18 protein-coding genes are annotated in these 24,131 nt (G+C 64.8%); 8 read left to right on the forward strand and 10 right to left on the reverse strand.

All coding sequences use genetic code 11. The annotated features are described in order from the left end of the window. The 7 genes from CBW24_RS11050 to CBW24_RS11080 all read right to left on the reverse strand — a co-directional run bounded on the left by CBW24_RS11050 (position 1) and on the right by CBW24_RS11080 (position 9,419). A complete protein-coding gene (locus tag CBW24_RS11050) occupies positions 1–1,125 on the reverse strand; it encodes a BMP family ABC transporter substrate-binding protein (protein ID WP_088661584.1) in 1,125 nt (374 codons plus the stop codon). Between the two features lie 122 nt (positions 1,126–1,247). Next, the gene (locus CBW24_RS11055) at positions 1,248–2,156 is read right to left on the reverse strand and encodes a LysR family transcriptional regulator (RefSeq protein ID WP_097374215.1); all 909 of its coding nucleotides are present in this window, start codon (positions 2,154–2,156) and stop codon (positions 1,248–1,250) included. A gap of 213 nt (positions 2,157–2,369) precedes the next feature. Continuing rightward, positions 2,370–4,190 carry an allophanate hydrolase gene (gene atzF, locus CBW24_RS11060; RefSeq protein ID WP_097373613.1) on the reverse strand — a complete coding sequence of 607 codons (1,821 nt, stop codon included), beginning with the start codon at positions 4,188–4,190 and terminating at the stop codon, positions 2,370–2,372. Between the two features lie 71 nt (positions 4,191–4,261). After that, positions 4,262–5,893 carry a dipeptide ABC transporter ATP-binding protein gene (locus tag CBW24_RS11065; RefSeq protein WP_097373614.1) on the reverse strand — a complete coding sequence of 544 codons (1,632 nt, stop codon included), beginning with the start codon at positions 5,891–5,893 and terminating at the stop codon, positions 4,262–4,264. A 3-nt stretch (positions 5,894–5,896) separates the two neighbouring features. Then, positions 5,897–6,772: an ABC transporter permease gene (locus tag CBW24_RS11070; protein WP_088661581.1), complete on the reverse strand. Its 876-nt coding sequence runs from the start codon at positions 6,770–6,772 to the stop codon at positions 5,897–5,899. Beyond that, entirely contained in the window at positions 6,772–7,794 is a 1,023-nt protein-coding gene (locus CBW24_RS11075; protein WP_097373615.1) for an ABC transporter permease, read from the reverse strand. Before CBW24_RS11075 ends, CBW24_RS11070 begins: the two co-directional genes overlap by 1 nt. Continuing rightward, positions 7,794–9,419: an ABC transporter substrate-binding protein gene (locus CBW24_RS11080; RefSeq protein ID WP_097373616.1), complete on the reverse strand. Its 1,626-nt coding sequence runs from the start codon at positions 9,417–9,419 to the stop codon at positions 7,794–7,796. Before CBW24_RS11080 ends, CBW24_RS11075 begins: the two co-directional genes overlap by 1 nt. 391 nt (positions 9,420–9,810) lie before the next feature. Between CBW24_RS11080 and CBW24_RS11085 the strand changes: the two genes are divergently transcribed. From CBW24_RS11085 to gph, 5 genes are all read left to right on the forward strand, one after another. After that, a complete protein-coding gene (locus CBW24_RS11085; RefSeq protein ID WP_097373617.1) occupies positions 9,811–12,090 on the forward strand; it encodes a DEAD/DEAH box helicase in 2,280 nt (759 codons plus the stop codon). 301 nt (positions 12,091–12,391) lie between these two features. After that, positions 12,392–14,047 (forward strand): TadE/TadG family type IV pilus assembly protein, encoded by a 1,656-nt coding sequence (locus CBW24_RS11090; RefSeq protein WP_088661577.1) that lies wholly within the window; start codon positions 12,392–12,394, stop codon positions 14,045–14,047. Next, complete coding sequence (locus CBW24_RS11095; RefSeq protein ID WP_232529752.1) at positions 14,044–14,631, forward strand: TadE/TadG family type IV pilus assembly protein; 588 nt, start codon at positions 14,044–14,046, stop codon at positions 14,629–14,631. Before CBW24_RS11090 ends, CBW24_RS11095 begins: the two co-directional genes overlap by 4 nt. After that, positions 14,631–15,227 (forward strand): hypothetical protein, encoded by a 597-nt coding sequence (locus tag CBW24_RS11100; protein ID WP_088661576.1) that lies wholly within the window; start codon positions 14,631–14,633, stop codon positions 15,225–15,227. The genes CBW24_RS11095 and CBW24_RS11100 overlap by 1 nt, the downstream gene beginning before the upstream one ends. 98 nt (positions 15,228–15,325) lie before the next feature. Next, positions 15,326–16,036, forward strand: coding sequence for a phosphoglycolate phosphatase (gene gph / locus CBW24_RS11105; RefSeq protein ID WP_097373618.1), 711 nt, complete (start codon positions 15,326–15,328; stop codon positions 16,034–16,036). A gap of 49 nt (positions 16,037–16,085) precedes the next feature. On the opposite strand, the gene CBW24_RS11110 is transcribed toward gph, so the two are convergent. The 3 genes from CBW24_RS11110 to CBW24_RS11120 all read right to left on the reverse strand — a co-directional run bounded on the left by CBW24_RS11110 (position 16,086) and on the right by CBW24_RS11120 (position 18,990). Continuing rightward, on the reverse strand, positions 16,086–16,940 hold the full coding sequence (locus CBW24_RS11110) for a DUF6692 family protein (protein WP_097373619.1): 855 nt from the start codon (positions 16,938–16,940) through the stop codon (positions 16,086–16,088). A gap of 163 nt (positions 16,941–17,103) precedes the next feature. Next, positions 17,104–17,748, reverse strand: a complete 645-nt coding sequence (locus CBW24_RS11115; RefSeq protein ID WP_097373620.1) for a hypothetical protein — start codon at positions 17,746–17,748, stop codon at positions 17,104–17,106. A gap of 147 nt (positions 17,749–17,895) precedes the next feature. Then, the gene (locus tag CBW24_RS11120; RefSeq protein WP_097373621.1) at positions 17,896–18,990 is read right to left on the reverse strand and encodes a cache domain-containing protein; all 1,095 of its coding nucleotides are present in this window, start codon (positions 18,988–18,990) and stop codon (positions 17,896–17,898) included. A gap of 391 nt (positions 18,991–19,381) precedes the next feature. On the opposite strand from CBW24_RS11120, the gene deoC reads away from it, so the two are divergent. The 3 genes from deoC (at position 19,382) to CBW24_RS11135 (ending at position 24,126) form a co-directional block, all read left to right on the forward strand. Further along, positions 19,382–20,338: a deoxyribose-phosphate aldolase gene (gene deoC / locus CBW24_RS11125; RefSeq protein ID WP_097374217.1), complete on the forward strand. Its 957-nt coding sequence runs from the start codon at positions 19,382–19,384 to the stop codon at positions 20,336–20,338. Positions 20,339–20,348: 10 nt separating this feature from the next. Then, positions 20,349–22,712 carry an aldehyde dehydrogenase family protein gene (locus tag CBW24_RS11130; RefSeq protein WP_097373622.1) on the forward strand — a complete coding sequence of 788 codons (2,364 nt, stop codon included), beginning with the start codon at positions 20,349–20,351 and terminating at the stop codon, positions 22,710–22,712. A 169-nt stretch (positions 22,713–22,881) separates the two neighbouring features. Beyond that, on the forward strand, positions 22,882–24,126 hold the full coding sequence (locus tag CBW24_RS11135; protein ID WP_232529754.1) for an AI-2E family transporter: 1,245 nt from the start codon (positions 22,882–22,884) through the stop codon (positions 24,124–24,126). Positions 24,127–24,131: the final 5 nt, after the last annotated feature.

Consider the following 24,131-nt stretch of genomic DNA (forward strand, 5'->3'; position numbering starts at 1 on the left):
TCAGCTGGTCGAGCCGATGACGCCTTCGACGAGGTAATCCATCGATTCCAGCGCAATGTCGTTTTCAAGGAACGCCTCGCCCTCGGCGGCGATGACATTGCCCTGATTGTCCTTCAGCGGGCCTTTGATGACGCTGAAGCCGCCCTTCATCATTTCGGCATGGGTCGCCTCGAACTGCGCCCGTGCGGCATCCGACACGGCGGGGCCCAGCGGCGACATCTTGATGAAGCCTTCGGCCAGACCGCCACGCACGAAGTTGTCTATGCTTTCGCCCGCCATCTGCTTGGCGACCATGTCGGTATAGACCTGCGGCCAGTTCCATTCCGCGCCGGTGAGGTATTTCTCAGGGGCGAGTGGGCTTTGATTGGCGTGGTAGCCGCAGACGAAGCAGTCGCGCGCGGCGGCGGTTTCCACCACCACTTTCGGCCCGTCGACATGGCAGGTGATGACATCGCAGCCCTGATCGGCCAGCGCATTGGTGGCTTCGGCCTCTTTCACCGCCAGCGACCATTCGCCGGTGAAAATCACCTGACAGGTGATTTCGGGATCGACGGCCCGCGCGCCCAGCAGGAAGGAGTTGATGTTGTTGAGCACCTGCGGGATCGGCTTGGCGGCGACGAAGCCAATTTTCTTGGTCTTGGTCGCGTGACCGGCGGTGATGCCGTTCAGATACTGGCCCAGACCGATATAGCCGAAATAGGACCCCGCGTTTTCCGGGTCACCCTCGCTCCACAGCCCACCGCAATGCTCGAACCGCACCTCCGGGTAGTCGGGCGCGACCTCTTGGATATGGGGGCTGAAATAGCCGAACGAGGTCGGGAACAGCATCTGCGCGCCGTCGAAATTGATCATCGACTGCATAGTGTTCTGAACATCGACCGACTCGGGCACGTTCTCTTCTTCGATCACCGTGACCCCAGCCATCGCCTTTACGGCAGCGGCGCCTTCGGCATGGGATTGGTTGTAGCCATAGTCATCGCGCGGCCCGACATAGATGAAGCCGACGGTGATCTCTTCGGCGGCGTGCGCGCGACCCGACAGCACCGGCAGAGCGGCTGCGGCACCGATGGTGGCGGCGGTGGTATTCAGGAAGCGGCGGCGGGTCAGAAGCGGGCGCGACGTCATGACAGATCCTCTCAGGTGGTGCGGTCCGGCAGCGGCCCGCGAAAACTGAGGCGACCCTAGGCAGAGCGACCGGGACTGTCTTGTGCTATAAAATCCCAAGAGTGGTGCAAAAAATGCACCGCTTAAATTTTAGGCGGATAACGGTCCAACATGGCCTGTGCGAGGCTCTGCGCAAACTTCGATGGTGCCACCGGCAGCGCCCTGCCCCGCATCTGACCCAGCAATAGCGCACCGGGCGGCATGTCACGCGCGGCTATCGGACGGCTGGTCAGCGCCCCATCTTCGGGCAGCCGCAAGCCCAGCGGGATCTGAAACGAAATCGCGTCCTCGAACTCGATATAGTGGCGCATGAAGTCAAAACTGTCGGAGGTCACGACCGGGTCCAGATCCCGCGAGCCCCGCGCCAGCGCGGTCTCGATCATACTGCGCACCGCATAGGCCCCCGAAGGCATCAGGCACGGATAGTCCAGACACCGCCGCAGCCGCAATTCCGGCTCGGCGGCCAGCGGATGATCGCGCCGCAGGATGGCATGCACCGGCTGTTCGACGGCCATCAGGATCTCGAAATCGACCATGTGCACCGGCTCCAGCACCAGCGCCAGATCGCAGTCGAAATTATACAGATCCCGTTCCGCCGCCGCCCGGTCCCGAACATTGACGGTAAAGGTCACGCCGGGATGATCGGCCCGGTAGAGCGCGATCTGTTCAGGCAGAAAATACGGCACCATCGCCTGCGAACACGCGATCGAGATATGGCCGCGCCGCTCCCCCGACAGGTCCGCGACTTGGCTCATCACCCGGCTCAGGTCCGAGCGCTGCTCGCGGTAATGCTGCATCAGCAACTCGCCCGCCGGGTTCAGCCGCACACCGCGCGGCAGGCGCTCAAATATCTCGTATCCGAACTCATCCTCAAACCGCTGGATGCGGCGGTTGAGCGCCGATGCGGTGATGTTGAGCATATCCGCCGCGCTGCGGATGGAACCCGCCCGCATCACCGCCTCGATATAGCGAAAGGTCAGCAAATGGCGCATGTCGGTCCCTTTGTCTCCGGGTCGGGGATGGGGGGTGCGGGGGTGATGCGCGCAGATAAGCCGGTCCATGAGCCGGGTGCAATCCTTTCAGGCAGGCGAGCAGGCCGGGCACGGCCACAGCGGTGGCGATGCCCGGCAAGTGCCTAGGTTCAAGGCAGAAACGAATGAGCCGCCGCCCTATACCGGGGATCGGCATCGGCGGCGGCGGCGCGATCAGGCCATGTCAGGTTCACGCGTGCGGGCGCTTTCGGCGAGGAACGCACGCCAGCCTCCCAGCGCGGTGATGTCGCGCGCGCCCTCCAGCCCGGCGGGCTCCACCAAGAACCCCGCGCTGCGGCTGCCATCCTCAAGCTCGACAGTGCCGATGCATAGCGGGGCGGGAATGCCGGCCATGAAATCACCCATCGCGGCACGGGGCAGCGCCCATTCTTCCACCTCGATTGCGGCACCGTTCGCGGCACCGACCCGCAGCAGGCCGGGCCGCGCGGGCGGACCACCCGCCAGAGCGTGAAACTTGTAAGCGGGCGCGGTTCGGGTGCGGCGCAGCAGGTGCCCGCCCCGGTTCGCAAGCTCCCCGTTCAACGGCAAGCCCGACATATGCGCGCCGCAGACCACGACGGCGATCTCGTCCGCGGCCAGTTGCGGCGCGGGCTCCTGCGGGGCGGGCAGCGGGGTAGAGGTGCCGCCGAGCATCCGTTGCACACCGTGCTCCATCCCGCGTGCCAGGGCGGCGGTCAGGGCATCCTCCCCCGCGCGAGCAAGGAACGTGACCGAGCCGGGCCGCCCATCGGCGCGCGGCGCGGTCGGCACGGCGATCCCGCACATGTCGAGCAGATTGACGAAATTGGTATAGGTTCCGAGGTTCGAGTTCGGCCCGATCGGGTCGGCCTCCAGATCCGCGACGCTGTAGAACGTGGGAATGGTCGGCACGCAGAGCGCGTCGATCCCCTCCATCGCGATTTCGGCCACGCGCGACAGCTCGCGCAGGCGGTAGATGCCGTTGAACGCGTCATCGGCGCTGAGGGTTTCGGCCAGACCGATCACCTTGCGCGTCACCGGATGCACGGCGTCGGGCTGGGTTTTCAGCAAATCAGCGATGACGGTGTGCCGCTCCGCCACCCACGCGCCATTGTAAAGCATGTCGGCCACATCATAGAGCGGCTGAAAATCCATCGGCACGATCTGCGCGCCATTGGCTTCGAGCCGGGCGCAGGCATCAGCAAACATCGCCTCCTGCGCCGCATCTCCGAAGAACCGCAGCGAGGCCGCATCGGGCACCCCGATCCGCAGCGCCGAGGGGGTCGGCTGTGCGGGCCGCACCGGAAAGCGGCGGCTGTATGCATCGGCGGCGTCATAGCCTGCCGCGACCGAAAACGCGTCATAGGCGTCATCCACCGTCAGCGCAAAGATCGAGATGGTATCAAGCGTCCGGCAGGCCGGGACCACGCCGCGCGCCGACAAACTGCCCAGCGTCGGCTTCAACCCCACGATATTGTTGAGCGCCGCGGGCACCCGGCCCGAGCCAGCGGTATCGGTGCCCAGCGAAAAACTCACCAGCCCATGCCCGACGGCCACACCAGACCCACCCGACGAGCCGCCGGGCACGATATCCGGATCGACCGCGTTGCGGGGCGCGCCATAGGGGCTGCGCACCCCGACTAGCCCGGTGGCGAACTGATCCAAATTGGTCTTGCCGATCAGCAACCCACCCGCAGCCCGCAGCCGCGCCACCACATGCGCATCCTCCGTCGGCGTATAGGCATAGGCGGGGCAGGCCGCGGTCGTGGGCATACCGGCTGCGTCGATGTTGTCCTTGATCGCAAAGGGGGTACCCCACAGCGGATCGGTTGCATCAGGGGTCAGGGCCTGCGCTTCGGCCAGCACGTCCTCCTTGGCGCGCAGATGCAGAAACAGCGCCGGGTCATTGACGGCAGCAATGCGGGCATAGACTTCCTCGACGATCTCGGCGGGAGTCGTGCCCGCGGCGTAGGCAGCCCGGAGGGAAGACAGGGTAAAGGGGATATTGGACAGCACGTCGGGGTCTCCGTTTATTCAGGCTGCGGCGTCTTGGATCACAAGAGGCGGGTGGCGGTGGCGGTCCGCGGTCAGGCCGCCACCGGGGTCTCGGGCGGCTGCGGGGCAGCGGCGACGAGCGAGCGTGTATAGGGATGCTGGGGGTTGGCCATCACCTGCGCGGCGGGGCCGCGCTCGATGATCTCGCCGCTTTTCATCACCAGCACTTCGTCACAGAGCAGCCGCACGACATTCAGGTCATGGCTGACAAACAGGTAGCTCATCCCCAGCCGCGCGCGCAGATCGACCAGCAGGTTCAGCACAAGCGCCTGAATCGACACGTCGAGTGCGGCAGTCGGCTCATCGAGGATCAGAAGCTTCGGCTCCAGCGCGATGGCGCGGGCAATTCCCACCCGCGCTTTCTGCCCACCTGAAAGCTGATGCGGCAGGCGGTTCAGCAAGGGCAGCGGCAGGCCGGTCAGTTCGGCCAGTTCCTCCACCCGGATGCGCAGCGCGCGTCCGCTCAGCCCGTCGATGCGGCGCAGGGGCTCCGCAATTGCCGTGGCAGCGGTGTGGCGCGGGTTAAGCGCATCGGTTGCGTCCTGAAACACCATCTGGATATCCCGCCGCCGCGCCGTGCGCGAAAACCGGGCCGCCGGGGTCGCCGCAATGTCCTGTCCTTCGAACAGGATGTGGCCGCTGGTCGGATCGGACAGGCGCACCAGCATTTCCGCAGTCGTGGATTTGCCAGAGCCGCTTTCGCCGACCAGTCCGACGCTCTGCCCCTCGCGGATCTGGAACGAAATGCCTTTGACCGCCCGGACCGGACCGCTTTTGCTGGCGAAGGTGCGGGTCAGATCGACCGCCTCCAACAACGCACGGGGATGGACCTTATGCTCGGGCTCGGGGCGCCGTGCTTCGACCGGCAGCAACGAGCGGATCGTGGCGCCCAGACGCGGCGTCGCATCGACCAGCCGCTGGGTATAAGGGTGCTTGGGGTGAACGAACAGATCCTGCGGCGCGCCCTGCTCCACCAACTGCCCGTCCTTCATCACGACGATCCGGTCGCAATATTCGGAGGCAAGCCCAAGGTCATGGGTGATGAGGATCGAACTCATGCCACGAGCGCGGATCAGATCGCGCATCAGGTCCATCACCGCCTTTTGGGTGGTGATGTCGAGCCCGGTCGTCGGCTCATCCGCGATCAGCAGGTTCGGCTCACAGGCCAGCGCGATGGCGATCACGACACGCTGGCACATGCCGCCCGACAATTCGAACGGATAGGCGTCATAACGCGCGGCGGCGTTCTGGATCAGCACCGCCTCCAGCGCCGCGATCGCCTTGGCCCGCGCGGTGGAGCGGGTGGCCTGACCGTGGCGCAGCAGGACATCCTCGATCTGATGCCCGACCTTGCGGATCGGGTTCAGCGCCGCGCGCGGGTTCTGAAAGATCATCGACACTTCGCGGCCACGGATGCTGCGCATGTCGCGCTCGCTCGCCTGTGCCAGATCCTGCCCGCAATAGGTCACCGACCCCGCGGCGATGCGTCCGCCCGCATCCAGAATGCGCATCAGCGCGTAGGAGGTGACGGACTTGCCCGACCCGCTTTCGCCCACGATGCCGAGCGTTTCGCCCGCACCGACGTCGAAGCTGACCCCACGCACCGCAGGCACTTCACCGTGGCGGTTGCGGAACGCCACCGAAAGATCCTTGATCGACAGCATGGCTCAGCTCCTTTTGCGCGGATCGACCAGGTCGCGCATACCGTCGCCCAGCAGATTGAAGGTAAAGACCGCCAGCATCAGCCACAGCCCCGGAAACAGCGCCAGCCACCACTCGCCAGAGACGATGTAATTGGCACCCTCGGCCACCATGATGCCCCATTCGGGCGTGGGCGGGCGCACGCCCAGCCCGATAAACGACAGCCCCGCCGCGTTCAGGATCGCCCAGCCAAGGTTCAGCGACACCTGCACCATCATCGCAGGCAGCGCGTTGGGAAACAGGTGGAAGGCCAGAACCCGCAGGTCCGAATTGCCCGCCAGCCGTGCCGCCTGTGCAAAGCCGGAATTGCGGCGGATATTGACCTCGGCCCGGACCAGCCGCGCATAGAACGGCACGTTGATGACTGCGGTCGCGTAGATGATATTCTCGATCGTATTGCCCAGCGCGGCGACGATCCCCATCGCCAGCACGAACAGCGGAAACGCCATGATCGTGTCCAGAAGCCGGTTCAGCACCGCATCGATAAGACCGCCCCAGTAACCGGCGACCCCGCCCAGAACCGATCCGATGACAAAGCTGATGGCCACGGCCGCGACCGAAATCGTCAGATCGAGCCGTGTTGCCACGATCACCCGGCTGAACACGTCCCGGCCCAGCGCGTCGGTGCCGAACCAATGTGCCCATGAGGGCGGTTTCAGAACCTGCTCGGCATTCGAGGCAAGCGGGTCATAGGGCACCAGCGCGGGCCCGAAAATGGCGCAGCCGACGATCAGCAGGAACAAGCCAAAAGCTACGACTGTCACCGGATTCTCGCGCAGCACATGCCCCAGATGCCCAAAGGCTCCGGCACGCGGGCTGGCGGTATTGGCGGCATCTGACATCAGTTCACTCCGATCCGCGGATCAATCACGGCATAGATCAGGTCGATGATCAGGTTCAGCGCCACGAACAGCAGCGCCATCACCAGCACGAACCCCTGCACGGCGGCGTAATCCGACACCACCAGCGCCTCCACGGCGTAGGAGCCGATCCCGGGCCAGGCAAAGACCTTCTCGACCAGCACATTCGCGCCAAGCACAAAGGAAAACACCATGCCCAGCGTCGTTACCACCGGCAGCAGGGCATTGCGCAGCGCATAGCCGAACAGAACCCGGCGCTTGCTCAGCCCGGCGGCGCGGGCCGTGCGGATGAAATCAGCCGACAGGGCCGACAGCATGGCCGCACGGGTCATCCGCGCAATCGGCGCCAGCGTGAACAGCGCCAGCGTCACACCCGGCAGGATCAGCTGTTTTAGCGCGCCCATGAAGGTGCCCCACTCGCCCGCCAGCGGCGCGTCGATCAGGTAGAACCCCGTGACATGCGGCGGCGGGATATAGAGGAAATCCAACCGGCCGAGCGGCGAAGGCGCCACCCCCAACAGGTAGTAGAAGACATAGACCAGCAAGATACCCGTGAAGAAGGTCGGCATCGACACGCCCGCCGTGACCAGCACCCGGCACAGATGGTCGATCCAGCTGCCCTGCCGCACCGCCGCGACCACGCCCAGCGGCAGCGCCACCAGCGTCGACAGAAGCAGCGCGAACAAGGTCAATTCGAGCGAGGCCGGCAAGCGGCTGGCAAGATCCGACACGACGGGCTGCCCCGTGGTCAGAGACATGCCCAGATCACCCTGCAACAGATCGCGCACATAGTAGAGCAGCTGCATCATCAGCGGCTCATCCAGCCCCAGTTCGGCCCGGACCTGCGCGATCGAGTCCTCGTCGGCCATCAGCCCCGCGAAATAGGCTGCCGGGTCGCCCGGCAGCGCGCGGGTCAGCGCGAAGGAGATAAGGACAACCCCGGTCACGACCGGGATTGCCTGTGCGATGCGGCGCAGAATTGGGCCGCCACGTCCGTAAGCCATCAGGCGGTGACCGGTGCCAGCGGCCGCACGTCAAGCTGACGGTGGAACCAGAATTCATAGCCCTCGGCCCCGTTCATCGCGACGCTAAGCGCGGGCTGCCACAGCGGGATGCGGGGCAGATCTTCGAACGCCAGTTCAAACATGCGCTTGACCGCAGGAGCGTAGGCCGGATCGTCCATCGGGATATGCAGGGTGTCATCCACCAGCTTCTCCATCTCCGGGTTGGCGTAGTTGGAGGAGTTGAACAGGTGACCTTCCTTATAGGCCCAGTAGAAGTAGTAATCCGGCGTGTTCAGCCAGCCGCCGAAGTTCTCCAGATGCAGCGGCAGGCGTTTCTCGACCAGCGCGGCGGTGCGCCAATTGGCGCCGGGGATCTTTTCGATCTGGGTGCGGATGCCGATGGTATTGAAGGCTTCCTGCAGCAGTAGCGCGGTAGGCTCCATCCAGTCCGACAGATCAAGGCTGATCGACAGCGGCACCTCGAAACCTTCGGCATAGCCGGACTTCTCCATGTGCTCGCGCGCTTTGGTGAGGTCCGTCATGTAGGGCGATTTGCGCGGCCATGCGGTGTCATCGATGGCGCTGTCGCCACCCCACATCGGCGCGCCACGGCCATAGGCGGCAGCCTGAAAGATCTGCTCATAGGGGATCGCATAGGCCAGCGCCTTGCGCACATCCGCGTCCTGAAACGGCTCGAAATTGGTGTTCGGGCACAGGCAGTGGATGCAGTTCTCGATCGGGGTCGAATAGACGGTGACACCTTCCTTGGCGTCCAGTTCGGCGGCGTCCTTGTCGGGGATATCGAATGACATCTGGATATCGCCACGCTCGATCAGCGCGCGCCGGGTCGCGGGGCTCGGCACTTCGCGGACGACGACGCGCTGATAGGCGGGCAACGGGCCACCGACCCAAGCGTCATTGCGTTCATAGACCAGTTGCTGACCGGGCTGCCATGTCGCCACCTTATAGGCGCCGGAGCCTGCGGGCGTGGTGTGCAGGTATTCCATCGCCCACGGATCGGCGTCGGTGGCGTTTTCCAGTGCCAGTTCGGAATTGATGATGAACGGCACCGGCACGGCCAGATCCGGCAGCGACAGCTTCGACGGGCGGTCGAGTTTCACCACGAAAGTCTCTTCGTCCACGGCTTCGAACTGATCGGGGCGCTCCAGCCCGCCTGCCTTCATCTGGACGGTGGGGAAGCCGCCAACCATGACGGAACGGTCAAAGGACCATTTCACGTCCTGCGCGGTCACTTTGCGCCCATCCCAGAAGGTCGCATCGGATTTCAACTTGAAGGTCAGGACCATGCCGTCCTCCGACACTTCCCAGCTTTCGGCCAGTTCGGGCACGATCTCGGAATAGTCGTAGGACAGGCCGCCATCCTCGGTGGTTTTGGTGCCAAAGCCCACAAGCCGGTCGTAACAGTTCACCGACACCTGATAGGATGCCCGGTTGGTGCCGGTGCGGTGTAGATCGAGGCTGTTGATCGTCTGCCCGGTGGCGACGACCATGACGTCACTCCCGGCAGCAGCGGCAGGTAGCACACGCAGGAACGGCAGCGCAGCGGCGCCCAGCACGCCCCCGGTGCCTTTTAGAAAATGTCGACGGGAAATCTCGGTTGTCATGATGGCGGTCCCTGTTGTTGTCGGCTTGTGATGGCATTGCCTGCAACTTCCTCCCAATCCGAGCTGTGCAACAAGTGCTAGCTTTTCACCGATGCGGTGCAAAAAATGCACCGGCAGTGATTAGCTCGGTTTAGAGACGCCCGGTCACCTGCGCCCACCGGGAATTCATGGCGCGACGTCAACCGGCTAGCGGCGCCGCATGGGGCGCGCAGGTGCGTTCCCCCCTGAAAACGCGTAACGGAACCCGCGCGTGGGCAGCAGCCATGACGAAATTGCCGTATACAAATGGCGCGGGACGGCTTATGGGATCACGCTTTCTGCGGTCAGCGTCCAGGGGGATCAGTGCCGTAGCCCAAGGCGCGCTGCGCCGACCCTGACGGATGACCTTACCATGATTTCTACCCTATCCGACGCTCTCGCGGAGCGAGGCTACACCGATTTGACTGCCGTGCAGGAGGCCGTGACCGCGCCAGAACTGCAAGACGCCGACCTGCTCGTGTCAGCGCAGACCGGCTCGGGCAAGACCGTGGGCTTCGGCCTTGCTATTGCCAAGACCTTGCTGGGCGACAGTGACCAGATGGGCCGCGCCGCCGCGCCGCTGGCGCTGGTGATTGCGCCGACCCGCGAACTGGCCTTTCAGGTTATGCGCGAACTCAGCTGGCTTTATGCCAAAACCGGCGCGCGGGTGACCTCCTGCGTTGGCGGGATGGATGCGCGCGAGGAACGCCGCGCACTGGAACGCGGCGCGCATATCGTCGTAGGCACGCCGGGCCGCCTGCGCGACCACATAACCCGTGGCTCGCTGGACATGAGCGACCTGCGCGCCATCGTGCTCGATGAAGCCGATGAAATGCTGGATCTCGGCTTCCGCGAAGATCTGGAATTCATGCTGGGCGAAGCCCCCGAAGACCGGCGTACGCTGATGTTCTCGGCCACCGTGCCGCCAATGATCGCGACGCTGGCCAAGCAGTATCAGCGCGACGCCGTGCGCGTCACCACGCTGTCGGGCACGTCCCAACATGCCGACATCACCTATCAGGCGCTGCGCGTGGCGCAGTCCGATGCGGAAAACGCCATCATCAACGTGCTGCGCTACCACGAGGCTCAGAACGCCATCGTATTCGCCAACACCCGCGCCGCCGTGAACCGGCTGATGGCGCGGTTCTCCAATCGCGGCTTTTCGGTCGTGTGTCTGTCGGGTGAATTGAGCCAGACCGAGCGCAGCCATGCCCTGCAGGCAATGCGCGACGGCCGGGCGCGGGTCTGTGTGGCGACCGATGTCGCTGCCCGCGGCATCGACCTGCCCAACCTCGAGCTGGTGATCCACGCCGACCTGCCGTCAAACTCGGAAACGCTGCTGCACCGGTCGGGCCGGACAGGCCGTGCGGGGCGCAAGGGCATCTCCGCGCTGATCGTGCCGCCGCGGTCCGCCAAGAAGGCCGAGCGCCTGCTGAAATTCGCCAAGATCACCGCCGAATGGACCACCGCCCCCGACGCGGACGAGATCCTGCGCCGCGATGAGGAGCGTCTGCTGGCCGATCCCGTCTGGCAGGAAGAAACGACGCAGGAGCAGCGCGATTTCGCGACCAAGTTGCTGGACCTGCACAGCGCCGAAACCATCGCCGCCGCCTATCTGCGGCTTTACCGGGCGCGGCAGTCCGCGCCGGAAGAACTGAGCGATCCCGAAACCCGCCCCGCCCCGCGCGAGCGTGCGCCGTTTGGGCCGAGCGCTTGGGTCTCCCTCTCGGTCGGGCGCAATGACCGTGCCGAGGCCCGCTGGCTGCTGCCGCTGATCTGCCGCGCGGGCAATGTCAGCAAGGATGCCATCGGCGCGATCCGGGTGCAGGACAGCGAAACCTTTGTCGAACTGGCGGAGCCGAGCCTTGCCGGTGTGATCGCGGCCATTGGCGACGGCGGCGAACTGGAAAACGGCATCACCCTGCGCCGGGTCGAAGGCACGCCGGATCTGGGTCCGCAGCGGCGCGAGCCGCCGCGCGGGCGGGATGATCGGGGCCGTGACGACCGTGGCGGACACCGTGGGCAGGACCGCGGCCCGCGCCGCGACGACACCCGCAAGCCGCGCACTTGGCCGCGCGAGGATCGCGGAAGCGATGACCGTGCCCCTGCGCCCACCCCCGCATCGGATGCCCCCACCGCGACAAGCGACTGGAGCCCCGACAGCCCCTCCCCGCGCAAACCGCGCCATAAGGCCGGCGATGCGCCGCGCCCCGCCGTGTCCGACAGCCGCCCTGCTCCGAAATACGGCGCAGGCAAGCCCCGCGACCGCGACGACCGTAAACGCGACGGCTTTGAGGGCCGCAGCGAAGGCCGCGGCGAGCGCAAGGTCGGCGGCAAGCCCGAAGGCAAGTTCGGCGGCAAGCCGGGCGGGAAATTCGGCGGCAAACCGGGTGGCAAATTCGGCAAACCCGATGGCCGTCCCGACAGCCGCGGCGAGGGCAAGCCCGGCGGCAAACCGGCGGGCAAGTTCGGCGACAAGCCGGCGCGCGCCAACGCAGCCGATCCCTCGCAGCGGATGAGCCGCCCCGGCAAGCCGGGCGCTCCGGCCAAATTCGGCAAGCCCGGCGGGCCGAAAGGAAAACCCGGCGGCAAACCCGCAGGCCCCAAGCACAGCTACCGCAAGGATGGCGGCGGCGAGCCCCCGCGCCGCTGATCCCGTGCACCCCATCCCCTGCCCCCGGCCAAATAATCCGGGGGCAGGCGGGCACGCACGCTGGGGCGGAACGCGCCCCGCGCGCCGCGCCATAAGGGCGAAAGCCCTACATTAACAGAGCGTTAACCTTTACGCCGCACTGGCTTTCGCGCCGCCCTTTCGGAGCTGGCGGTTCAAGCGGTGGTAAACAAGGCGATAACGCCACAATCCTGACCCAAAGAAATGCCGAAGCGGTCACGCTCCCGGCCAATGGACCCGGCACCACTGGGGGATAGAAACCCTTGGTGCGAGTCCCCCCGTGATGAAAACGGCACGATCATTTCTCCGCGAAGAGACCGGCGCCGCGATGGTGTTTTCGCTCTTCCTGTTGATCGGGATGATCTTGATTGGCGGCATCGCCATTGACGTTGCCCGCTATGAACGGGTCCGCACCGAACTTCAGCACACCATCGACAATGCCGTTCTGGCCGCCGCCAGCCTGAGCCAGACCATGACCCCGAAAGAGGTCGTGGACAGCTGGTTTGACGCGGCTGGCTTTGGCCATCTGGAACCGGTGGTCGCCGCCGAGGATGAAAAGACCGGCCCCATGCTAGTGGGCCGCACCGTCGATGGCAGTGTGAAGGCGGATCTGTCGACCTACTTCCTGCGGATCTGGGGCTACGAAGAACTGCCCGTCACCGTGGCATCCGTCGCGACCGAGCGTGTGGATGACATTGAAATCTCGCTCGTGCTCGACGTCTCGGGCTCGATGGCGCAGGACAGCGCCAATACCGAGGAAGGCACGACCAAACTGCAGGAGCTTCAGCGTGCGGCGACATCCTTTGTCACCAAGATCCTTGAACAAAGCGAACCGGGGCGTGTTTCGATCAACCTTGTTCCTTATGCCTCGCAGGTAAACGCGGGCGCAGCACTGCTGTCGAGCTACACGACAAGTGACGAACACAGCTATTCGAACTGCATCGAGTTCGAGACGGACGATTTCAAATCTGCCGGGATCTCCACCGGCACCAAATTGAACCGCAACGGGCATTTTCTCTTCCAGCTTGTCAACGCCAGCGACCCGCTGGCAGGGCAGTGGCACTGCCGCATCGACGATGGCTTCGAGATCACCGCCGTGTCGCAATCCGTCGACGACCTGACTGCGCAGATTAGCAAGCTCACGGCGGAGGGCAGCACCTCGATCGATATCGGGATCAAATGGGGCACGGCCCTGTTGGACGAATCCGCGCAGACGCCGGTGTCGAACCTGATCGACGCGGGCAAGGTCGACGAGGCCTTCCGCGGCCGTCCCCTGCCCTATGACGCCTCCAACAGCATGAAGGTGCTGGTGGTGATGACCGACGGTGAGAATTTCCCGGAATATCGGCTAAAATCCGACTTTGCCTCCGGCGCATCGGATGTCTGGCGTGCGATGTATAGCGGCAACGGCCTTTATACCGTCCATGACCCCGAAGGCTCGGGCGAGGATCTCGATGACGACAAGAAAAAGAACGAACCCTACTTCTTTGCGACCGTCACGGAAAAAAAGGGCAGCTATTACCTGAATGGCACCGGCGACCATTTCTGGGACGCCACCACCGCAGGTGACAAATTCGGGCTGAGCGAGATCCATATGACATGGCCGCAGGTCTGGGCGGAAATGTCCTACTACTGGCACCACTACAACCTGCGCACGCCACAGGGCCGCCGCTACGGCCTGTCTGACTGGCCCTACACGCCGTTCTACACCATCGACGCATCGACCAAGAACAGCCGCATGTCCGCTGCGTGTTCTGCGGCAAAGGCCAAGGGCATCGTCGTCTACACCATCGGGTTCGAGGCGCCGGAGACCTATGCCGACCTGCTGCGTGACTGCGCATGGAACGAAACCCATTACTTCCCTGTCGAAGGGCTGAAGATCGATGACGCCTTTGACATGATCGCCAGCTCCATCAGCATGTTGAGGCTCACCCAATGACGCGCGCGCTTCGTGCTCCCTTGCGGCTTGGCGCCCGGATGGTCGCGCGTCTGCTGCCGCATCACATGCGCCGCTTCGGGCAGGCGCAGGACGGTGCAGTTACAGTCGAATTCGTCATCCTTCTGCCGCTGCTGCTGTATGTTTTCATGATGGGGTTCGAACTGGGGCTGCTGAACGTGCGGCACCTGTTTTTGCACCGCGCGACCGATCTGGTCGCCCGCGACATCCAGATCAGCACCAAAACGCCCCCCACATATGACGAACTGAAGCAGCAGATTTGCGACCGCGCGCTGTTCCAGCAGGATTGCGTGGACTCCATCCGTATCGAGATGCGCGCCCTGCCTCTGGCCGACTGGGCCGACGCGACCCGCACGGTTGCCTGTGTCGACCGCGAGGAAAGCGACAGCGAGCCGACCCAGAATTACCAGCCCGGCCAGCAGAACGACCTGATGCTGATCCGCGTCTGCCGCCTGTTCAAACCGATTTTCCCCGGCAGCGGTCTGGGCCATCGCCTGCCTAAGAACTCCGAAGAGGAATACGGGCTCGTGGTGTTTTCAGGCTTTGTCTCGGAGCCGGTGTCGTGATGCGCCTACCCCGTCTGATCCCCCTGACCCGGCTGCGGCGCTTCGCCCGCGAGGAAACCGGCAGCAGCCAGTCGCTGGAACTGCTGTTGGTGTTCCCGCTGCTGATCTGGGCGCTGTGCGGCTTCTACGTCTACACCGATGCGTTCAAAATCCGCACCGTGCTGACCGACGCCACCGCGCTTATCGCCGATACGCTGTCGCGCCAAAGCGTGCCGATCACGCAAGACGATCTCGACGGGCTGCAATCCGTCATCGAATACATGTCGAACCTGTCCGGCGGTGCCGATCTGCGGGTGACACAGGTTGCCTGCACCAAGGACTGCGAAGACCTGACCAAGCGCAAGCTCGAGGTCGTATTTTCCCACGGAAATGGCTATAAGGCCCTGACGACCAATGACTTTGCGCTCAACACCACGCATGAAGAGCGCGTGCCCCGCATTGACGAGGGCGACCGCATCATCATCGTCGACACGCAGATGTATTATACGCCTGCGTTCAATTTCGGCCTGACGGCCGGGGATATCGAGACGCGGCAGATCGTGCGTATGCGGTTCGCGCCGCAACTTTGCTGGGAAAGCTGCGGCTCCACCAGTTGATCCTTGGGGCGTGATGCGTGGTACGCGGCGGGTCGCATTGCCCCGCATCGCTCGCCCGCGTAGGAGCAGGGTATCCCGCCCCCGCGTCCGGAGCCGCCATGACCCGCCCCCCGTCCGACCAGACCGCCGCCCCCCGTCGGCCCGCGCCGCTGCGCGTGGTCTTTGACCTCGACGGGACATTGATCGACAGCGCCCCTGACGTGCGCAGCGTCGCGAATGCAGTGCTGGACCTCTGGAATGCAGCGCCGCTGACGCTGGAGCGGACCCGCGATTTCATGGGCGAAGGCGTGCCCACCTTCGTGGCGCGCATGTGCCGGCAGCGCGAACTGCCCATCGCGGACCATGACGCGGTGATGGCCGAATTTCTGGCCCGCTACGACGACGCCGTAACACTGACCGAGCCCTATCCCGGCGCGATCCGCATGCTGGAAGATCTGCGCGCGGCGGGGGCGGCAATGGCCGTTTGCACCAATAAGCCACTGGCGCCGACACGCGCCGTGCTGCGGCATTTGGATATGGAGCGCCTGTTTGTCACCGTGATCGCGGGGGACAGCCTGCCCACCCGCAAACCAGACCCGGCAATGCTGCACGCGGCTTTCGCGGCGCTCGGGGGTGATGGCCTGCGGATATATGTGGGGGATAGCGAAACCGATGCGGAAACCGCCCGGCGCGCAGAGGTTCCATTTGTGCTGTTTACAGAAGGCTATCGCAAAGGGCCGTTGGATCAGGTGCCCCGCGATCACGCCCTGTCCGATCTCGCGGCCTTGCCCGACCTGCTAGCTCAGCTGCGCCAAGCGGCGGCGGGCTGATCGGCAAACGGGCCGGGCGCTGCATCGCCCCGGCCCGTGATTATCACGCTTACGCGTCGCAGTTGTAGAAGCCGCGATAGCCCACGGTCAGCCCCGCATCGAGGGTGAAGACCAGTTCGGCATTCGCGCGCCAATCGGCGTCGTCACCCAAGGGACGCACCCGCGCCACTGCGCCTTCGGTGCTGAATTCGGCCTCGCCGCCGCTCGCGCTTTGCCCGTCCATCGACACCAGAACACCGTTCATCTTGATCATCGCGTCGCTGCCATCGGCGCTGGCCCACAGGACCGGGTCGTCTTCGGGGCTGCGGTTGAAACGGCAGCTTTCGCCCTGTGCCACCGGGCCGGCTTCCTCCGCTGGCATCGGCGCAAGGTCCATCGTGGAAATCAGCGTGTTGGACAGCGCGTCCTCGATGCTGCCTTCGCTGGCGGGCGGATCTTCGTAGGTCTCCGCCGCGACATTGCCGCGCTCGATATCGGCGATCATATAGCGCATCTCCGCGATTTCCTTCCGCTGGGCGGCGATGATTTCATCGGCCAGCTTGCGCGCACGGGCATCTTCGATCCCGGCCCGCTCGGACGTCATGATCGCGATCGAATGGTGCGGGATCATCGCGCGCATGTAGCTGACACCGCCCACGGTCACCTGACTGCGCACCAGCCACAGCGACAGACCGAACACGATGATCGCCCCCGCGAAAATGGCGATGTTCAGTTTCTTGTTGGTATACATCCCCAGCATGAACGCCAGCATGATGACGGCCATCACCGCGCCCATCAGCAGCGCCATGTAGCTGCGCGTTTCGGAGAAGAAGAGATGTTCCCACGCGTAGGTGTTGATATACATCAACCCGAACATCACCACCGTGGATGTCAGGATCATCAAGCCAAAACGTATATAAGACATTGAGCAGAACCTCGCGTGTGCCGTTAATTTGATGGAACAACAGGATTCCGCCGCTGGAGGGTTCCAACGGGTTTGCGCAAAATTTGGCCTGACGGGTTAAAAAGCATGGCGCGCGAACGGGTTGCCCGCCGGGACGCGCTGCGGATGGATTACGAAAAACACCTTAGAACGTGTTCAGTGACACCCCGACAAAGGCCTCCTGCGCCTGAAGCCGGACCCCGGTGCGCAGCCGCACCGGCCCGTCATTGATCTGAAACCCGGTCGCCACAGAGGTTTCGTGGTAGCCGTCATTGTGACCCGACGCGGTCAGTTCCAGATTGATCGGCATCCCCTGCGGAAACGCCTGCATCAGCGCAAAGTAGCCAGCGCGGTAGCTGTCGATCTCGGCCAGCCAGAACAGCCCGCCCCAGTCCTGCGCCAGATACTGCTCGGCGGCGATCTTGAGGCCTGGATCGGCCTCGCCATCGTCGAAATGCAACGTCGCGCCGACACGGCCTGTGATGCCGTAATCCAGCGGCACGGCGTGGGTCAGGCTCAGCGTCGTTTCAGCCCCGCCGTCATAATCCGAAAATGTCAGACCGCCGCTGATCGGGCCGCGCCCGATGCTGGCGACAAGCGTATGGTCGCTGGGGCCGCGATCATATTGCAGAAACTCGCCATCTGCGTGGGCAGCAGGCGCGGCAAGCGTCGTCAACGTCGTCAAGGCCGCGATCTGTGCGACACGCCTGCCCCGCATCGTTACCCGTGCGAAAAAGACCTCGGAAGGGAAAACAGCCGCTATGGCGGCGATACGGCATTTGCTGCTCATTATGATATCCTGCTCTGGCGCGCGGACCCGCAGTTCAGAACATCTGCCGCGCGGTTCCACTGCATTTACCGTGCATGGCAAAACCGCGGCGGGCCATATTGGACCCGCCGCGGCATTCAATTTGATCGGCGCTGTTGCGCGGGTGGCTCATTCCCCGGCTTCGAACATCCGGAACCCCTGCATCCGGGACTGGATCACCGACAGCGCCGAGGACAGATGCGCGCTTTCGCGGGAGGACGAGCTGTCGGTCGGGTAGACCAGCCGCCCGGCGGCGATGTCTTCGGCGTCGCGGGTCAGCCGCTCGATCGGCAGGATGTAGTGCCGGGCATAGAGGATCGCGCAGATCGCCATCATGAAAAACAGCCCCGCAATCGCCCAGCGAATATTGCCCATCAGTTCCGACAACCCGGCATTCTGGGTCATGGCCGGAACCTTCACCACCAGATCCCAAGCGAAATGGGGGATATTGCTGCCGGTCAGAAGCGAGGGGAACACCGCCATCACATAGTCATCGCTGCCGTTCTCGGCGGGCACGTAGCGGGTGATGTCGGAGCCGAATTTCGCCAGACCGCCCACTGCATCGGGCAGCCGCGCCGCGACCCGTTCGGACACTTCGATGACGCGGTCGCCCGTCTCATCGATCACCGCGAAATCAACGTCGAGTTGCTCGGCGGCTTCGCGCAGGTAATTCTCCATCCAGCTCAGGCGCAGCGAATAGGCGACCACACCGCGGGTCACACCGAACCGGTCGATCACCGGAGCGGACAGGTTCAGCAGGCCCGTGGCTTCGCTCGACGCCGTGGCGCGGCGGTCATGGTAGCTGGCCAGCGTGCCGCGTTTGATGCCGTCATAGAACCACGCCTGCATGCCCACATCCTCGCTTTCGCGGGCGCGGCGCGAGCCTGCCACGACGCGCCCATCCGGCGTGGCGACACCCACCCATTCGACGGCGCTACTGGCCCGGACCACAGCATCGGCAAAGGATCGTGCCCCGGCGGGGTTATCCATCTCGATCTGTTGGGTCAGGGCGTTGAGACTGTCCCATTCCCTTTCGATCGCCCGTGACATCGTCAGCCGCAGCGCGTTGCCCGCCCGCAATGCCACTTCGGACTGCACTTCGCGCTCGTAGCTTCCGACGTAGTTGCGCAAGGGAAGCGAAACGATGAGGACGGCCGCGACGAATGCTGCAAGCGCGAATCCGACAAGTGTGACGGAGAGGCGGGGGAAATGGCGGGTTTTCACGGGTAAGCTCCCTTTCACATGGCCGGCGAAATGCTGGTAAATAGGGATTAACCATCCACTCAGGCCGAAGCCGGGCATGATTGTGGCAGCGGCGTGGTATTTGCATTTTTGCGAAAGTGACCCCAACGGCAGTGCAAAGCCGGGTTACGGCGTTTGCATATCGCAAAACGAGGCCCGCGATCGGCGCAGACACGCGCCATCGCGACCTGTGCCGTGACATCTTCAGTGACGGACCCCGGGGAATACGCTAGGCCAAAAGGAGCAGCCGCGTGACGCGCCAAGGCTTCTGCCACCGCCCGTCACCGTGGCGCCGTCACGAAGGATGCAAGCCATGAGCGACCAGAGCCAGACCGCCGCAGACGCCGCGCCCCATGCCACCCAGATCGCCACAATGGACAGCCATGCCCGCAATCCCGGCATCGCGCTTGACCCGGCGATGTTCGAAGGCCACGCCGTCAATCGCTCCGCCACCGAACGGCGCGCGGCGACGCTGGGCACACGCCGGTCGCTGAAGAAACAGCATCAGGCGGCATGGCTGGTAAACGCGGTGCGGCTGATCGATCTGACGACACTTGCAGGCGATGACACGGCGGGCCGGGTCGCGCGGCTTTGCGCCAAGGCGCGCCACCCGCTGGCCCCGCATATCGTCGCGGGGCTGGGGCTTGGCGATAGGCGCCTGACCACCGGCGCGGTCTGTGTCTATCCCACAATGGTGCCGCATGCGGTGCGCGCGCTTGACGGCTCGGGCATTCCGGTGGCCTCCGTCGCCACAGGTTTCCCTGCCGGGCTGATGCCGCTTCACCTGCGGCTGGAGGAAATTCGCTGGGCGGTCGATCAGGGCGCCGATGAGATCGATATCGTCATCACCCGCGAACACGTTCTGAAGCACGACTGGCATGCGCTCTACGATGAGGTCGCGGCCATGCGCGAGGCCTGCGGCGCAGCGCATCTGAAGGCGATCCTCGCCACCGGCGATCTACAGACCCTGCGCAACGTCCACGCGGCGTCGATGGTGGCGATGCAGGCGGGCGCGGATTTCATCAAGACCTCCACCGGCAAGGAAGGCGTCAACGCTACCCTGCCCGTCAGCCTCGTCATGGTGCGGGCGTTGCGCGATTATGGCGCGGCCACGGGCCATCGCGTGGGGTTCAAGCCCGCAGGCGGCATCAAATCCGCCAAGGATGCGCTGACCTGGCAGATCCTGATGCGCGAAGAACTGGGCCGCGATTGGGTCAACCCCGATCTGTTCCGCTTTGGCGCGTCGTCGATGCTGGGCGATATCGAGCGACAGCTCGACCACCATGTGACCGGACGCTATGCCGCGTCTTCGCGCCACGCGCTTGCCTAAGGAGCCTGTCATGACCACGATCACGGATATTCTGGAAACCATGGATTATGGCCCCGCCCCCGAAGCCCGCGACATCGCCGATGCGTGGCTGGCCCGCCATGCCGATGGGTTCGGTCATTTCATCAATGGCCGTTTCACCGACCCCGCCGACCTGTTCGCGGTGACCGAGCCTGCGACCGGCGCCAATCTCGCCCGGGTGAGCCAGGGCAGCGCGGCGGATGTCGATGCGGCGGTGAAGGCCGCGCGCAAGGCGCAACCGAAATGGGAGGCGCTTGGCGGGCATGGCCGAGCGAAATACCTCTATGCGCTGGCACGCCATGTGCAGCAGCATGCCCGGCTTCTGGCGGTGATCGAAAGCCTCGACAATGGCAAGCCCATCCGCGAAAGCCGCGATATCGACGTGCCGCTGGTGGTGCGGCATCTCTATCATCACGCCGGCTGGGCGGAACTGATGGAGGACGAATTCCCGAAGACCCGCGCGGTCGGCGTCTGCGGTCAGGTGATCCCGTGGAACTTCCCGCTGCTGATGCTGGCATGGAAAATCGCGCCTGCGCTTGCTGCGGGCAATACCGTGGTGCTGAAGCCTGCCGAATATACGCCGCTTACCGCGCTGGCTCTGGCACAGATCGCGGCGGAGGTGGGCCTGCCCGACGGTGTGCTCAACATCGTCACCGGCGACGGGCGCACCGGTGCGGCGATCGTCGGCCATGACGGGATCGACAAGGTGGCCTTCACCGGCTCGACCGAGGTGGGCCGCGAGATCCGCCGTCTCACCGCCGGGTCGGGCAAGCGGCTGACGCTGGAATTGGGCGGCAAGTCCCCCTTCATCGTCTGCGCCGATGCCGATCTGGACGCGGCGGTCGAGGGCGTCGTGGACGCAATCTGGTTCAATCAGGGTCAGGTCTGCTGTGCTGGCGCGCGGATTCTGGTGGCCGAGGCGGTGGCCGAGCGGTTCGAGGCGCTGCTCAAGGCGCGGATGAAAACGCTGCGCGTGGGCGACCCGCTCGACAAATGCACCGATATCGGCGCGATCGTGCATCCCGTCCAACTGGAGCGCATTCGCGGGCTGATGGCACAGGGCAAGGCCGAGGGCGCGGTGCTGCATCAGGGCACCGCGCCGGAGGGCTGTTTCTACCCGCCGACGCTGGCCACCGGGGTCGCGCCTGCCTCCACCCTTTCGACCGAAGAAATCTTTGGCCCCGTCGCCACGCTGACGCCATTCCGCACCCCTGCCGATGCGGTGGCGTTGGCCAACAACACCCGCTACGGGCTGGCCGCGTCGATCTGGTCGGAGAATGTGAACCTGTGCCTCGATCTTGCCGCGCAGGTAAAGGCCGGGGTGGTCTGGATCAACTGCACCAATGTGTTTGACGCGGGCGCAGGGTTTGGCGGCTACCGCGAGAGCGGCTTTGGCCGCGAGGGCGGGCGCGAGGGGATGATGGCCTATCTCGCCCACGGCACGCCCCGCGCAAAGAAACCCGCCCCCGACCTGCCCGCGCCCGATCCGCTGCCACAGGCCAGCACCGCCGCCGGGCCGGAAATCGACCGCACCGCGAAGCTTTATATGGGCGGCAAGCAGGCTCGCGCCGACAGCGGCTATTCCTATGCCGTCGCCGGGGCCAAGGGCCCGGTCGGGCTGGCCGGTCTTGGCAATCGCAAGGACATCCGCAACGCGGTCGAAGCCGCCGCCAGCGCCGGGGCGTGGGGACGCGCGACCGGTCACAACCGCGCGCAGGTGCTCTATTATCTGGCCGAGAACCTCGCCGCGCGCGAGGCGGAATTCACCGAGCGTCTGCGCAGCTTCGGTGCCGGGCGCGACGCTGCCCGCGAGGAGGTCGCCACCGCGATCCGCCGCTGTTTCTGGTATGCCGCCCATGCCGATAAGATGGATGGCGCGGTGCATCAGACCAAGGGCAACCACGTCACGCTGGCGATGCACGAGCCGCTGGGTGTGATCGGCATCGCCTGCCCCTCGGCGCATCCGCTGCTGGGCCTGCTGTCGCTGGCGCTGCCCGCCCTATCGATGGGCAACCGGGTGGTGGCGGTGCCGTCGCAGACCCATCCGCTTGCGGCGACCGATCTGTATCAGGTGCTGGACACATCCGACATGCCCGCAGGCGTGTTTAACATCGTCACCGGCCCACGCGATGAACTGGCCCGCGTGCTGGCGCAACATGACGATGTGCAGGGCATCTGGTATTTCGGCAGCGAGGCGGGCTGCGTGGAGGTGGAGCGCGACAGCGCCGGCAACCTCAAACACACATGGGTCGAGATCGACGGCGCGCGCGACTGGGCCGGGGCGCCGGGACAGAAGAAAGCGTTCCTGCACCGCGCCACGCAGATCAAGAATATCTGGGTGCCCTACGGCGAGTGATCGCCCTGCCCGCGCAGCGACCTGCGCGGGCAAGCTAGCCCGGCGGCGCGGGCCTCGGGTGGGGTGAAATTTGTGCGGGCGGTCGATCTGCGCCTCGTCGAAGGCAAAGCCTGCGCTAGGTTCGCAGGCAACGCGCTAATACACCCCATACAAGCAGATCACACACCCCATGTCAGACCATCCTGCGCCTGAACCCGGTGCCGCCGCCCCCGTCCGCCGTCCGCGTGATAAAGCCAGTTGGCCGGTGCTGATCCTGTCGCTGCTGGCCGTCGGCTCCGCCATCGTGTTCGCGCGGGCGTTCCTGATGCCGGTGTTGCTGGCCTTTCTGCTGTCGCTCACCTTCTCGCCCGTGCGCCGCTGGGCACAGCGGCGCGGCGTGCCGCCGGTGCTGACAGCCGCTGCGGTGGTCACGATGCTGATCGTGATCTGGGCCGGGATGATCTACGCCCTGTCCGGCCCAGTGCAAAGCTACGCCCAGAACGGACAAGCGATCATCACGGATGTCGAGCGCAAGTTGCGCGGCATCTCCAACGCATTGGAGAAGGTCGCGGAGGCTAGCGAGGAAGTCGAGAAGATGGCCTCGGGTGGGGGGGACACCGCGCCCACCGCCCCCGATGGCACTGCCGCAGGCGGAGGCGAAGCGGTGGACAGCGATGGCGATGGCTCGATCGATCCGGGCCAGGCCGAAGCGGAGCCATCGGAACGCGTCGTCGTCGATCAGCCCAACATGCTGACCCGCATCGTCATGATGGCCCCGGCAATTGCCGCGCAGGCCATGTTCACACTGGTGCTTTTGTTCTTTCTCACCGCGTCGGGCGACATGTTCTACGAAAAGATCGTGCAGGCCAGCCCGACCTTCCGCGACAAGCGGCGCGCGATCAAGATCGCCTTCGATATCGAGCGCAAACTGAGCCGGTATTTCCTTACCATCTCGATCATCAACGCTGGGCTGGGCGTCGCCGTGGGCCTGTCGCTGTGGTGGCTGGGTATGCCCAATCCGCTGCTGTTCGGGGTGATGGCCTATGTGCTGAACTACATCCCGTTTTTGGGCGCGATCATGGGGGTTATCGTCTGCGCCGCAATCGGTATCGTCAGTTTCGATTATGTCGGACAGGCGTTGTTCGCCGCCGGGGTCTATCTGTCCCTGACCACCATCGAGGGCCAGTTCGTCACACCCTTCGCCGTGGGCCGCAGCCTGAAACTCAACACCGTTCTGGTGTTCCTTGCCGTGGCATTCTGGGGATGGGCATGGTCGGTGATCGGCATGTTCATCGCGGTGCCGGTGCTCATCACCGTCCGGGTGTTCGCCGATCACATCCCGACGCTGGAGAACCTTGCCATCTTCCTGTCGGGCCATGAAATCCCGACCGAGGAAGAAGCCCCGGCCAAGATCACCGAGCCGCTGGAAACCTGAGCCCC

The sequence above is a fragment of the Pacificitalea manganoxidans genome (assembly GCF_002504165.1).
Classification (GTDB): domain Bacteria; phylum Pseudomonadota; class Alphaproteobacteria; order Rhodobacterales; family Rhodobacteraceae; genus Pacificitalea; species Pacificitalea manganoxidans.